Origin of the sequence: Faecalibacterium longum (genome assembly GCF_040094125.1) — a bacterium.
In the GTDB taxonomy this organism is placed as follows: Bacteria; Bacillota; Clostridia; order Oscillospirales; family Ruminococcaceae; genus Faecalibacterium; species Faecalibacterium longum.
Window position 1 is genome coordinate 47,680 of the sequence record NZ_JBBNIH010000157.1, and the last position, 12,682, is coordinate 60,361.

The 12,682-nt window shown below is 61.7% G+C and carries 11 protein-coding genes; 4 read left to right on the top strand and 7 right to left on the bottom strand.

The window, feature by feature from the left end:
- Nucleotides 1-10 precede the first annotated feature (10 nt).
- The 4 genes from AAAU26_RS10095 (at nucleotide 11) to AAAU26_RS10110 (ending at nucleotide 6,420) form a co-directional block, all read left to right on the top strand.
- Complete coding sequence (locus AAAU26_RS10095) at nucleotides 11-2,914, top strand: DNA translocase FtsK (RefSeq protein WP_227618953.1); 2,904 nt, start codon at nucleotides 11-13, stop codon at nucleotides 2,912-2,914.
- A 161-nt stretch (nucleotides 2,915-3,075) separates the two neighbouring features.
- On the top strand, nucleotides 3,076-5,112 hold the full coding sequence (locus AAAU26_RS10100) for a YgiQ family radical SAM protein (RefSeq protein ID WP_227618954.1): 2,037 nt from the start codon (nucleotides 3,076-3,078) through the stop codon (nucleotides 5,110-5,112).
- Entirely contained in the window at nucleotides 5,085-6,233 is a 1,149-nt protein-coding gene (locus tag AAAU26_RS10105; protein ID WP_227618955.1) for an MBL fold metallo-hydrolase, read from the top strand. Before AAAU26_RS10100 ends, AAAU26_RS10105 begins: the two co-directional genes overlap by 28 nt.
- Before the next feature lie 16 nt (nucleotides 6,234-6,249).
- Complete coding sequence (locus tag AAAU26_RS10110) at nucleotides 6,250-6,420, top strand: hypothetical protein (protein WP_174235886.1); 171 nt, start codon at nucleotides 6,250-6,252, stop codon at nucleotides 6,418-6,420.
- A gap of 53 nt (nucleotides 6,421-6,473) precedes the next feature.
- On the opposite strand, the gene AAAU26_RS10115 is transcribed toward AAAU26_RS10110, so the two are convergent.
- The 7 genes from AAAU26_RS10115 to AAAU26_RS10145 all read right to left on the bottom strand — a co-directional run bounded on the left by AAAU26_RS10115 (nucleotide 6,474) and on the right by AAAU26_RS10145 (nucleotide 12,551).
- Complete coding sequence (locus tag AAAU26_RS10115; protein WP_227618956.1) at nucleotides 6,474-7,514, bottom strand: TPM domain-containing protein; 1,041 nt, start codon at nucleotides 7,512-7,514, stop codon at nucleotides 6,474-6,476.
- Nucleotides 7,511-8,269 (bottom strand): LemA family protein, encoded by a 759-nt coding sequence (locus AAAU26_RS10120; protein WP_227618957.1) that lies wholly within the window; start codon nucleotides 8,267-8,269, stop codon nucleotides 7,511-7,513. Before AAAU26_RS10120 ends, AAAU26_RS10115 begins: the two co-directional genes overlap by 4 nt.
- A 1-nt stretch (nucleotide 8,270) precedes the next feature.
- The gene (locus AAAU26_RS10125) at nucleotides 8,271-9,422 is read right to left on the bottom strand and encodes a toxic anion resistance protein (protein ID WP_217211348.1); all 1,152 of its coding nucleotides are present in this window, start codon (nucleotides 9,420-9,422) and stop codon (nucleotides 8,271-8,273) included.
- A gap of 30 nt (nucleotides 9,423-9,452) precedes the next feature.
- The gene (locus tag AAAU26_RS10130) at nucleotides 9,453-10,079 is read right to left on the bottom strand and encodes a 5-bromo-4-chloroindolyl phosphate hydrolysis family protein (protein ID WP_227618958.1); all 627 of its coding nucleotides are present in this window, start codon (nucleotides 10,077-10,079) and stop codon (nucleotides 9,453-9,455) included.
- A gap of 93 nt (nucleotides 10,080-10,172) precedes the next feature.
- Nucleotides 10,173-10,670, bottom strand: coding sequence for a DNA-deoxyinosine glycosylase (locus AAAU26_RS10135; protein WP_227618959.1), 498 nt, complete (start codon nucleotides 10,668-10,670; stop codon nucleotides 10,173-10,175).
- Nucleotides 10,667-11,545, bottom strand: a complete 879-nt coding sequence (locus tag AAAU26_RS10140; RefSeq protein ID WP_227618960.1) for a Cof-type HAD-IIB family hydrolase — start codon at nucleotides 11,543-11,545, stop codon at nucleotides 10,667-10,669. Before AAAU26_RS10140 ends, AAAU26_RS10135 begins: the two co-directional genes overlap by 4 nt.
- 118 nt (nucleotides 11,546-11,663) lie before the next feature.
- On the bottom strand, nucleotides 11,664-12,551 hold the full coding sequence (locus AAAU26_RS10145) for a putative manganese transporter (protein ID WP_227618961.1): 888 nt from the start codon (nucleotides 12,549-12,551) through the stop codon (nucleotides 11,664-11,666).
- Between the last annotated feature and the right edge of the window lie 131 nt (nucleotides 12,552-12,682).

The window sequence follows — 12,682 nt, forward strand, 5'->3', positions numbered from 1 at the left end:
TTTAGGAAACATGGCAAAGAGAAAACGCAAGACCTCCGGGCGCAGCACAGCCTCGCGCCGCAAGAACCGGACACAGGACCGGATGCCCGCGGGGCTCATCACCCTGTTTGCGGGGCTGGTGCTCATGGCGCTGGCTTTCGTGCCGGGCAGCTCGGCTTGGCGCACGATGCACGATGTCCTGTTCGGCGTGTTCGGCTGCGGAAGTTTCGTGCTGGGCGCAGCGCTGTGCTATCTGGCCATCCTCTACACCCGGGGCGAAGACCTTCTGCCCCATATCGCAAAGCTGGTGCTGGGGCTCATCTTCGCCAGCGGCACGGTTATCGTCTTTTCTGACATCCCCACCGACCAGACCGCCGCGCAGATGACTGCCGCCTGTTATCATAATGGTATGAGCGCATGGCTCTCGGGCGGTGCGCTGGGCGCTGTGCTGGGCGGGACGCTCCTGCTGCTCTGCGGCAGACCCGCCGCCAATCTGGTCATGGCGGCGCTGGCGGCCTGCGCCAGTCTGTACATTTTTGACGTTACGCCCGCCGAGTGCTGGCAGTGGCTCTGCAACGTGGGCGGCAGCGTCCACGAAAAGGGCCTTGCCGTCCACGAGCAGAATGCCGCCCGCCGGGCTGAGCGTCTGGCAGAACGCGCCGCTGAGGAGGCCGCGGCAGAGGAATATGAAGACTATGACGACGACCTGCCGGAAGACGAAGTGGGCGAAGGCGAGGACTACTACGGCGGCGAAGAGCCTGCCGCGCCCGCCTTCCATATCCAGCCTCCCGGCTGGCTGGCTGGCGTCTTCCACTGGGGCCATCAGGTGATGCAGGGCGGCGAACAGGCGGAGCCTGCCCCTGCGCCCGCACCGGAAGCGCAGACCCCGCCTCAGCCCGAGCCTGCCCCCGTACAGGTGGAAAAGTCCCGGCCTCGTGCGCCCTTTGATATTGACTTAGGCCCTGACCATACCACCGTCACCGAGGGCGGCAGTGAGCCTATCGAGCCCATCATCCTCGGCCCCGGCGGCACCTTCGGCATGGACCCGCTCCGCCGTGCGCCCATCCGCGCCACCGTGACTCCCATCGTCCCGGACGCTGTGGATACTGCCGCTGAGGACTTCTTCACGGCCCAGCCCGAGCCGACGGTGACACCTACCGTCACGCCCGCTGCCCCGGCAGAAGAGCCGGAACAGCAGCCCGCACCTGAGCCGCCGCTCTCTTTCGGCATCCCGCTCTATGATTTGACCCCGACTCCGGAACCGGCCCCGCAGCCGGTCAGCGCCGAGAATGCGGTGGCGTTCCGCTCTGAGCCGGATGAGGACGGCTGGATCAGCATCACCAGCGACCCGGTGGAGGAAAAAGACCTCAACACGCTGGTGGCAGCCGCCATGGAAAAGCCTGCTGTCTCCGAGGAGCAGGCCGCGAACGCCCCCGCCGAAGAGGCGGAGACGGAGGAGAGCTTCCAGTATCAGTACCCGTCCATCGAGCTGTTCGAGCGCGCCCCGGAGGAAAGCGACTCCGGCGCGGAAGACGAGCTGAAAGCCAACGCCCAGAAGCTGGTGGACACGCTGGAAAGTTTCGGCGTCCGCACCCGTGTGCTGGATATTTCCCGCGGCCCGTCGGTCACCCGGTATGAAGTCCAGCCCATGGCGGGTGTCAAGATAAGCCGCATCACTTCGCTGGCGGACGACATCGCCCTGAACCTGGCGGTGGCCGATGTCCGCATGGAGGCACCCATCCCCGGCAAGCCTGCCGTGGGCATCGAGGTGCCGAACCATAAGAAAACGCCGGTCTACATCCGCAGCGTCTTTGAGAGCCAGAGCTTTTTGCGGATGACCTCGCCGATGGGCATTGCGCTGGGCAAGGACATCGCCGGTGTGGCCCAGGTGGCCGACCTGTGCAAGATGCCCCATCTGCTCATCGCGGGCAGCACCGGCAGCGGTAAATCGGTCTGTGTCAACAGCATCATCATGAGCCTGTTGTTCCGCTCCAGCCCCGAGGACGTCAAGCTCCTGCTCATCGACCCCAAGGTCGTCGAGCTGGCTGAGTACAACGGCATCCCCCACCTGCTGATGCCCGTCGTCACCGAGCCCCGCAAGGCGGCCGGCGCACTGGGCGGCGCAGTGCAGGAGATGGAGCGCCGCTACCACCTCTTCGCGGAGAACAACGTCCGCGACATCAAGTCCTTCAATAAGCTGGCTGCAACGGACCCGAACCTCGAGAAGATGCCCTATATCGCCATCATCATCGACGAGCTGGCCGATTTGATGATGGTCGTCGGCAAGGATGTCGAAGACTCCATCTGCCGCATCGCCCAGAAGGCCCGCGCCGCCGGTATGCACCTCATCGTGGCGACCCAGCGCCCCAGCGTGGACGTCATCACCGGCCTCATCAAGGCCAATATCCCCAGCCGCATCGCCTTCGCCGTGTCCAGTCAGGTGGACAGCCGCACCATCCTCGACGGTGCCGGTGCCGAAAAGCTGCTGGGCATGGGCGATATGCTCTTCATGCCCGTGGGCGCACCCAAGCCCACCCGTATCCAGGGTACCTTTGTGCGGGATGAGGAGATCAGCCGTGTGCTGGACTTCATCAAGAAGAGCGCCACCGTCCAGTACGACGAAGCCATGATAGAGGCTATGGAAAAACACGCCATCCAGGACGGCAAGAAGGGCAGCAGCTCTGCCGACTCCGACGAGGAGGGCGGCAGTGACCCGATGCTCAAGCAGGCCGTGGAGGTGGTCATCGACGCCGGCCAGGCGTCTACCAGCCTGCTGCAGCGCCGCTGCAAGCTGGGTTATGCCCGCGCCGCCCGCATCATGGACGAGATGGAAGAAAAGGGCATTATCGGCCCCTACGAGGGCGCAAAGCCCCGCGCTGTCCTCATCAGCCGCCAGCAGTGGCTGGAAATGCAGATGAATCAGCCGGATGAATAACCTCTCAGTCAAAGCCGGACGGCTTTGCCAGCTCCCCTACCAGGGAAGCCACTGGCGTACCGGACAGGCTCACGCTGGATGAATAGGAATAGAATTTTTGATTTCGGAAGCAATAGAGCCCTGCTGTATAGGGCAGGCATAATGAAAGAAAAAGGATAACTATGGAACATTACACCGAATTTCTCCCCATCAGCCGGGCCGACATGGAGGCCCGGGGATGGGACCAGCTGGACTTCGTGGTGGTGGGCGGCGACGCCTATGTGGACCACCCCAGCTTTGGCACCGCCATCATCAGCCGCCTGCTGGAAGCCGAGGGCTACAAGGTGGGCGTGCTGGCCCAGCCCCGCTACACCGACTGCGAGGACTTCAAGCGGTTCGGAAAGCCGAAGTACGGCTTCTTCATCGGCGGCGGCAATGTGGACAGCATGGTGAGTCACTATTCCGTCGCAAAGATCCCCCGCGCGGAGGACGAGTATTCGCCCGGCGGCAAGGGCGGCGCACGGCCCGACCGCAGCGCCACCGTCTACACCAGACTTGCCAAGCAGGCATACCCCGACCTGCCCGTCATTCTGGGCGGTCTGGAAGCATCGCTCCGCCGCTTTGCCCACTACGACTACTGGCTGGACACCGTCCTGCCCAGCATCGCCGAGGACTCTGGCGCGGACATCATCAGCTTCGGCATGGGTGAACACCAGACCGTGGAAATTGCCCGCCGTCTGGCGGCAGGGGAGCCGGTGGAGAGCATCACCGATGTGGACGGCACCTGCTACCTGACCGACTTCGACCACCTGCCCGAGCGGTATGTGGAGTGCGCGGGCTTCAGGAAGGTCGCCTCCGATAAGGTGGCTTATGCGAAAGCCTGCCGCATCCAGATGGACAATCAGGACGTCGTCAGCGGCAATATCATCGTCCAGAAGCAGAGCGAGAAGTACCTCGTGCAGAACATCCCCGCAAAGCCCCTCGTCCGCTGGGAGCTGGATAAGGTCTACGCCCTGCCTTACACCCGCCGCTACCACCCCATCTACGAGGCCATGGGCGGTGTGCCTGCCATCCGCGAGGTGCAGTTCTCCATCATCCAGAACCGCGGCTGCTTCGGCGGCTGCAATTTCTGCGCCATCCAGCTGCATCAGGGCCGACGCGTCACCAGCCGCAGCGCCGACAGCATCGTGGCCGAAGCAGAGCGGATGACCCACGAGCCGGATTTCAAGGGCTACATCCACGACATCGGCGGCCCCACCGCCAACTTCCGTTTCCCATCCTGCCGCGAGCAGATGCTGCGGGGTATGTGCAACGGCGGCAAGCACTGCCTCGCCCCCACCACCTGTTCCCACATGATCGTGGACCACAGCGATTACCTGAAAATCCTCCGTCGCGTCCGGGAGCTGCCCGGCGTCAAGAAGGTGTTCATCCGCAGCGGCATCCGCTTCGATTACCTGATGGCCGACCCCGATGACACTTTCTTTAAGGAGCTGGTGGAGTACCACGTTTCCGGCCAGCTGAAAGTCGCGCCGGAGCACTGCGCCCCCAACACCCTCGCCTACATGGGCAAGCCGCCGATCGAAACCTTCAACAAGTTCAAGGATAAGTTCTACGAGCTGAGCAGGAAGGCAGGAAAAAAGCAGTACCTCGTGCCGTATCTCATGTCCAGCCACCCGGGCAGCACCCTCAAGGATGCCGTCTATCTGGCCGAATACCTCTACAAGAACCATATGCGCCCCGAGCAGGTGCAGGATTTTTATCCCACGCCCGGCACCGTGAGCACCTGTATGTTCTACACCGGCCTCGACCCCTACACTTTGAAGCCGGTGTTTGTGGAAAAGACCGCTGAGGGCAAGGCGCTTCAGCGCGCCCTGCTCCAGTATTATGAGCCCCGCAACGCCGAAAAGGTCATCAAGGCGCTGAAAATGACCCACCGCGAAGACCTCATCCCCCTGCTGGTTCCCGCTGAGGGCCGCATTGCGGTCCAGCGTTCGGCCCGCAGAGCCGAGGCCGCCGATGTGACCATCCACAGCGACGGCACCTACACCGTCCGGCCCAGAGGAAAGGGCGGCAAGCCGCAGAGCCGCTCCGCCGCCCCGGCAGGCCGTCAGCCCAGCCCCGGCGCACGTTTTGCGCCCCATTCGGCTCCTGCGCATAAACCGAAAAGCAATCAACAGAAAGAGAATACATCGTGGAAAACTTCAAAAAAGAAAAAGTGACCGCTCAAACGCTCATGAGCCGCCTCGCTGCGCTGGCGCTGGCCGCAGCCCTTGCGCTGGGCCTCGTGGGCTGTGACACCTCTTCCATCGTCCCGGGAGGCAGCGGCGACGTCATGCCGAACCCGGCAGCTTCTCAGACCGAAACGACGCCTTCCGACGGGCAGGACGCCGCCTTCCAGATGCACTTCATCGACGTGGGGCAGGCGCTGAGCGTGCTGGTGGAGTGTGACGGACAGTTCATGCTCTACGACGGCGGCAATGTGGACGACGGCAGTCTGGTAGTCTCCTACTTGCAGAGTCAGGGGGTCGAGCAGCTGCAATATGTGTTCTGCTCTCACGCCCACGAGGACCATGTAGGCGGGCTTGCCGCCGTAATGGCAAAATTCCCGGCGGGGCACGCTTACAGCCCTGTGACCGAGGGCAGCACCAAATGCTTCAACGATTTTGTCAAGTACACCCAGCAGCAGGGCTTGCAGCTGGAAGTGCCCTCCGTGGGCACCGTCTGGCCGCTGGGCAGCGCCACCGTTACCCTGCTGGGCCCGGTAACGCAGTACAGCGAGACCAACAACACCTCGCTGGTGCTGCGCATCGACTACGGCGTCACCAGCTTTCTGCTGACCGGCGACATGGAAAATACCGCCGAGACTGACCTTGTAAACAGCGGTGCCAACCTGAAAGCCGATGTGCTGCAGGTAGGGCACCACGGCTCCAGCACCAGCACCAGCTACCTGTTTCTGAACGCAGTGCTGCCCGAAATGGGCGTCATCTCCTGCGGCACAGGCAACAAGTACGGCCACCCCCACGAGGAGACGTTAAGCATCCTGCGGGACGCAAAGGTGGACGTCTACCGCACCGACCTGCAAGGCACCATCACCATCGGCAGCGACGGCCAGAACTACACGGTGGCAACGGAACACTTTGCCACCGACGCTGAGCTGAACCCCACTGACCCGGCAGCATCCAGCACGGCCCAGCAGGCGTACATCGGCAACGTGAACAGCAAAAAGTTCCATCTGCCCAGCTGCGCCAACCTCCCGGCAGAGAAGAACCAGATCCTCTTCTCCAGCTATGATGAGGCCGTGGCCGCAGGCTACAGCCCCTGCTCGAGCTGCATCAAGTAAGATTGGAGGCGGTAATATGAGTTATGGATGGGCAACCGTTTTTACACTGGCGGCATGGCTCGCAGGGTACTTTATAGACGAGTTCATCAGCTGGGACGACCCGATGGGCCTGCGAATCGTGCTTCCTGTCATCGTGATGGGATGCTGTATTATGAAGTTCATCAAGGACAGTAACCAGCCGAAATAAAGCAAAAGGCACCGTGCTTCTGCTCGAAGCACGGTGCCTTTTTAGTTATCGAATCAGCGTCCGCGTCCGGCTCCGCCGCCGTGGCTGCTGCCGCCGCCCATGCCGCCGAAGCCGCCGAAGCTGCCGCCGCCGCGCCCGGCTCCGCCAAAACCGGAGCCGCCGCCCATACCGCCAAAGCCGCTTCCACCGAAGCCGCCGCCGCGGGGAGGACGCGGCCCCCGTGGGCCTCTCGGGCCGCGAGGGCCGCCATAAAAACCACCGCCGGGGCCGAAGTCATCGTAAGGGCCGCGGGGAGGGCGCGGGCCTCTGTGCCAACGCCGTGCGCCGAACCAGCCAAACGGCCCCCAGAACCAGCCGAAGGAGTGGCCGAGAGGGGTGATAAAGATAAAGAAAACTGCGATAAACAGGATGATATAAGCAAGCATGGAGAAAATGCCGCCGATAAAGTTTTCCCAGATGGAGTAGTGCTTCTGGGGCGGGACGGGCTCGACAGAGGGCCGGGTGGTCTGGGTGTCAGAGCCGTCGGAATAGATGGTCCCGCCGCTCAGAGTGACCCCGTACACCTCTGCGATGGTATTGGCCACATTGGTGGCGCAGGTGAGGACGGCGGCGTCGTACTTCTTGGCGGCGAAATCGTCCTCCATGGTCTGCACGAGGGTGCTTGCCTGGTCGGCCAGCATGGTGCTGCGGAAGCCGTCACCGTAGGTCAGATAGTAGTCACCGTCGGCGTACTGGTCCGACTGCATCACCAGCAGGATGAGTACGTCGTTGTTCTTGCTGGAACTGCCGATGCCCCAGGTGTTGAAGGCTTCAGTGGCGTAGTCCTCGGTGGTGGCGCTGCCGGTGTAGTCCACGGTCAGCACGCCGATCTGTGCGCCGTCGCAGCTGGAAGAGAGCTGTGCGTTGAGGGTCTCGAGCTCCGAGGTGGTGCTGTCGCTCAGCACACCGGCGGCGTCCACCACGCATTGATCTTTCGGCAGGCTGGGCAGCTGGATGCTGGAGGCCGAAGCCGCCGGTGCCAGCGCCGTGATGCCGACGGTCACGACAAGAAGCAGTGCCGCAATGCGGCGGGAGAATGTTTTCATCGTCTTCATGCGAAAAGTTCCACCTCCTGTATGCCGAACAGTTTGCCCAGCACGCTGGCCGGGAAGCCGCCGACGTCTTTTTGGTAGCTCTGGACTGCATCGTTATAATGCAGGTTGCTGATGATGGTTTGCGCACTGTTGAACTGGCTGTACTGCCCCTGCACTGCGCCCATCTTCATGGGGTCTGCGGCCTGCTCCTGCAATTTTGCGTAGAGCTGGCCGATGGCTGTGCCAAGCGTCTCGTTCGACTGGTAGAGCATATGCATCCTGCCGCCGGTGTAAACACTCAGAGAGTCCGGTGCGTGAATCTTGCCATCGGACTGCACCGCCCCGAGGCAGGCGGAAAAAGAGTCCAGCGCAGCCTGTGCCGTCTGCACTTCGGTGCGGTCTGCACCCAGTGTGTTGGACGCGGTGGTGATGATGTTGGCGGCCGTGTTGAGCCGTGTGGTCAACTCCTCATTCAGGGTATAGCCGCTGTCTGCGGCCACGCCAGTGGTGAACCCGTTCTTCACCGTGTCGTACTTTGCCCGGAGCTTCGCCCCGCCAAAGCCGACAAAGCACCCCAGCATCACCACGATGCAAAGCGCCACGGCCACGGCCTGCTTGCTCAGCGCGGCAGGCAGGGCCTTTTCGAGGCTTGCCAGCTTCTGCTGGAAGGGCGTCAGCCGCACTTCCTCCTCGGCGGGCGCTGCGGCGCGATAGCTGGAAGCGTCAAAGCCGCCGGTGGGTTGATTCTGTTGTCTGGAAAAATCTGCGTTTGCCATTTCAGCTCCGGATCTCCATCATCTTCTGTTTCAGCTCGTCTTCGATGCGGGTGAGCTCCTGCTCGGCAGCGGCACGCTTTGCGCGGCCCTCGCTCTGGATCTTGTTCAGCTCGTCCAGCGTTTCGATCAGGCTCTTGTTGGTCTGCTGCAGGGTCTCGATGTCCACAACACCGCGCTGAGACTCCTTGGCCGTCTCGATGGTGCCCATCTTGAGGGCGTCGGCGTTCTTTTTCAGCAGCTCGTTGGTCATGTCGGTGACGGCACGTTCGGCCTGCATAGCCTGCTGGCTGTGGGCCAGACCCAGTGCCAGCACCATCTGGTTCTTCCACAGGGGGATGGTGTTGACGATGGTGGACTGTATCTTCTCGGCCATCATGGAGTTATTGTTCTGCAAAAGCCGGATCTGAGGACCCATCTGCAGGCTGATGGTGCGGGTCAGCTCAAGGTCGTAGAGCTTTTTCTCAAAGCGCTCGCACTGGTCGGCCAGATCGCGTGCGGCCTGTGCGTCCTCAGGCAGGCCGGAAGCCTTTGCCTTGTCCATCGCCTGCTGCAGCTCGTGGGCGCGGAAGTCGGCCAGCTTCTTCTTGCCCGCGAGGATATACATGCTCAGCTCTTTGAAATAGGCCATGTTCAGCTCATACATCTTGTCCAGCATCGCAATATCCTTGAGCAGCTGCACCTGATGCTTTTCGAGGGCGGACTGGATGGTCTCGACGTTCGTTTCCGCTTTGCTGTACTTGGTCTTCATGTTGTCGAGCTGGTTACCCTTTTTCTTGAAGAAGCCGAGGATGCCCTTTTCCTCTTCGGCGGCGTCAAAGTTCTTCAGCTCCCCGATAAGGTCGGTGATCATGCCGCCCACCTCGCCAAGGTCTTTGGTGGACACTTTGGAAAGTGCCGCCTCGGAGAAGTCACCGATCTTCTTCTGGCAGGCGGAACCGTACTGCAGCACCTGCTGGCTGTTGGTGATGTCGATCTTCTGAGCGAAGGCGTCCACCATCGCCTGCTCCTCGGGGCTGAGCTTGACCTGTTCGGCCTCGGGGGCCGCAGCGGGTTCGGGCTGCTTTTCCTCGGCGGCAGGTGCTTCCACCGGGTCGAGGGTCAGGGTGGGAACAGCGGGTGCGTCTAAGTCAAAATTGAACGTATTATCAGCCATGGGAGATTCCTTCCTTTCCAAATCAGACGTTTAGCCTAAGCCTTGTCCTTTGAGCATATTCTGCAATACCGTCAGATCCGCCGAGAGGTCCATGCTTTCAGCGGCATACAGTGCATCCAGCTGGTTTTCGAATGCAGTGGCGATGGAAGCCGCGTTCCGCTCCACCTCTGCCCGAATCGAAGCGGCATTTTCGCCCCGCACGCCCTGGCGGGCGAGTTTTGCGTACTGCTCCAGCACATTCACCGCGTCGGGCAGATAGTAGTTCGCAAAGCGGCGTATCTGCTTTGCCTTGGCGGGACTGGCCTCCACCGTCTCCATGATGGAGTGGCCTGCCTTTTCCATCCGGGTCATGGCGGCGGAAAGCTCCGGGTCGGGCAGGGCCTCGTTCAGCGCGTGGAGGGCGTCCAGCTTCTGCTGGATGTCGGCCAGCATCTCGTCCACATCGCCGCTGCCGGTGTGGAAAGGCACTTCATGCTCCACCACCCGGGGCGGGCAGACCTTCTTTGCCGCGCCGAACATCACGGCTGCGCCGCCCAGCGCGATCAGCAGCGCCCACAGCTTATATACTGGCAGCGCCGCGCACAGCACCGCGAACACCAGCGCCGCCGCATACCACGGCAGGACGCTGGGCTTTTGGGTGCGGATAACTTTGCTCATGCATTTTCTCCTTTCCCGGAGGGGCGCACCGCCCCTTGTACTCTTCCATAATAAATCCTTTTATCCACAAAACGCAAGTGTTTCATGAATAATTTACAGGTTGGAAACGGTTATATAATCTTTGAGGGCCTCGCCCCAGACCTCGCGCAGGGTTTCGGGGCGGCAGGCGGCGTTGGCGGGGCTGGTGCTGGGCAGCTTGACCGCCGGGATGCCGGACACCGGCAGCAGATATTTGGTATAAATGCGGTAGGCCGTGGCCCCGTTGCAGAACACTGCCTCAATGGGCGCTTTTGCCAAAAGAGATACAATGTCGTTCGGCACCACGTCCCGGATAGAGGCGTCCGACGCGCCGGTGATGGTGCAGCTTTCCAGCGTGTCCCACAGGGCGAGGCCATGGCGGAGGATGATGCCTTTTTTGGCCTCGATGTCCTCCCGGGCGGGGACAGGCTCGCCGGTGAGGGCAGCTATCATGGGCCAGAAACGGTTCTGCGGGTGGCCGTAGTAGAAGGCCATCTCCCGGCTTTTGGGGCTGGGCCATGTGCCGAGGATGAGGGCGCGGCTGTTTTCAGAGTAAACGGGTGCGAAGCTCATCGTTCCATCGTCTCCCATGCAGAGCCGAAGCTGCGGTCGGAGGGCTCCGCCTTCGGGCCGTCGAACCACAGCTCTTCAATAAGGGCAGCAAGTCCGTCTTCCCGCACATCGCCGATGACGCGGTCAGCGGCGGCTTTGGCTTCGTCGGTGCCGTTGGACATGCAGCAGCCGAGGCCGGCTGCTTTCAGCATCCCGACATCGTTGGCGGAGTCGCCTGCCGCCACGGCCTCGGCGAGGGAGAGGCCCATCTTCTCGCAGAGGTCTGCGAGGCCCGTGCTCTTGTCGATCCCGCCCCGCACGATGTCATAAAAGCGGGAGCCGTCGGGCAGCTGGCCGCCCGTCTGCATGAAGTGAAGGCCGAGGTGGCCGTACTTTTCGCTGAACCGCTCCAGCGCCCCCTCGGGGAAGAGGCAGAACGCCGCGTGAGGCATATCGATGAGGTGGCGGTCCTGGTCTTCGCCGTCCACGCAGTCCAGACCGACGCTGTTTATCTGATTGTAGTGCTTGTGGAGGATGTCATACTCGCAGTAAGCATAGTATGCATCCTTGAAGTCAAATTGCAGGGGGTAGTTGTAGTCCTCACAGAAATCTACCAGCGCGTACATCTCTTCGTTGGTCATGGGGTGCTCTGCCACGATGGCACCGTTCTTGTCCACGACGCAGGCACCGTTGCAGGTGATGGCATAGTCGAACCGGATGCCGCCCAGCTGGCCTTTCCGGTTGATGGCTGGCCAGGATCGGCCTGTGCTGAGCACGAATTTTCCCCCGGCGGCCTGAAGCTTCTTCACGGCCTTGACCGTGGCCGGACGGGGCTGGTTTTCCCCGAAGGGGACGAGGGTGTTGTCGTAATCGCTTGCGAGAATTTTATATTGCATGGTGTTCTCCTTATATCTATATATAAGCTGAGTATATCACAAAATGGAGGCTTTGTCTCCAAAATAAAAAGCACCTGCACGCTTCTCCGAAGAAAAGGTGCAGGTGTTTTGCAAATACTCAGGCGATGAAGGCCACCACGATTTGGATGCCCACGCCCACAGCGGCGCCGCAGGCCCAGGTCAGGCCGGTGATGAAGAGGTTCTGCTTCCAGGAGGGATTCACCCGCCACAGCACGGCGAGGCCCACGCCCGCGCCGGTGCAGAGACCGGCCACGAGGCTCGAGAAGCGGAGTGCGCCCTCGACGTAGAGCTGGGTCATCAGGACGCTGGCGGCACAGTTGGGGACAAGGCCCACCAGTGCGGCCACCACCGGCTGGAAGAAGCCCATCCGGCCCAGCACCGAGGCGAAGACATCCTCGCCGACGCCCTCGACGATGAGGCCGAACACGAGGCTGAACACGAAGATAAAGACAAAAATCTCCAGGGTGTGGCGGAGCGCGGCCTTCCAGATGGGCTGGGGATGGCCCTCTTCGTCGCTGTGTTCCTCGTGGCAGTCCACCTCGTCGGCGTGGCCGGTGTAGCCGCCGCGCAGGCTGCGGGGCAGGGCCTTGCGGAGGACGAAATCCAGCAGAAAGCCCACAAAGACAGCGTACACGACTTTGATGACCATCAGCAGGATCAGCTTATCCCAGTAGGCGGGCATGGACACCAGCAGGGGGATAGCCTCGTCGCTGGTGGCGAGATAGACGGCCATCAGCGTACCCAGCGTGATGACGCGGGAGGCGTAGAAGTTGGAGGCGATGGCCGAGAAGCCGCACTGCGGCACACAGCCCAGCACCGCGCCCGGCACTGCACCCCAGCGGCCGCCGCCCGCCAGCAGAGCCTCGATGCGCTCACCGTGGCGGGTCTCGACATATTCAATAAAGAGATAGGCTAAAAACAGGAAGGGGAGCATCTTGGCGGTGTCCACCAGAGTTTCGCTCAGTACATCCAGAAAAAGTTCCATTGTTTGATACCTCGTATATAAGGGTTGGATTGTTTTTTGCAGGGATAGGTTCTCTTTCTCGCGCCGGTGGCGCGGGGGTAGAGCGCTTTTTCGCTGGGCTAAGTTCTCTTTTGCGTGCCAAAAGAGAACCA

What these genes read in the sequence shown, in the direction of transcription:
- AAAU26_RS10095 (WP_227618953.1), top strand. Translation starts at nt 11, where the DNA reads ATGGCAAAGAGAAAACGCAAGACCTCCGGGCGCAGCACAGCCTCGCGC.
- AAAU26_RS10100 (WP_227618954.1), top strand. Translation starts at nt 3,076, where the DNA reads ATGGAACATTACACCGAATTTCTCCCCATCAGCCGGGCCGACATGGAG.
- AAAU26_RS10110 (WP_174235886.1), top strand. Translation starts at nt 6,250, where the DNA reads ATGAGTTATGGATGGGCAACCGTTTTTACACTGGCGGCATGGCTCGCA.
- AAAU26_RS10115 (WP_227618956.1), bottom strand. Translation starts at nt 7,514, where the DNA reads ATGAAGACGATGAAAACATTCTCCCGCCGCATTGCGGCACTGCTTCTT.
- AAAU26_RS10120 (WP_227618957.1), bottom strand. Translation starts at nt 8,269, where the DNA reads ATGGCAAACGCAGATTTTTCCAGACAACAGAATCAACCCACCGGCGGC.
- AAAU26_RS10125 (WP_217211348.1), bottom strand. Translation starts at nt 9,422, where the DNA reads ATGGCTGATAATACGTTCAATTTTGACTTAGACGCACCCGCTGTTCCC.
- AAAU26_RS10130 (WP_227618958.1), bottom strand. Translation starts at nt 10,079, where the DNA reads ATGAGCAAAGTTATCCGCACCCAAAAGCCCAGCGTCCTGCCGTGGTAT.
- AAAU26_RS10135 (WP_227618959.1), bottom strand. Translation starts at nt 10,670, where the DNA reads ATGAGCTTCGCACCCGTTTACTCTGAAAACAGCCGCGCCCTCATCCTC.
- AAAU26_RS10140 (WP_227618960.1), bottom strand. Translation starts at nt 11,545, where the DNA reads ATGCAATATAAAATTCTCGCAAGCGATTACGACAACACCCTCGTCCCC.
- AAAU26_RS10145 (WP_227618961.1), bottom strand. Translation starts at nt 12,551, where the DNA reads ATGGAACTTTTTCTGGATGTACTGAGCGAAACTCTGGTGGACACCGCC.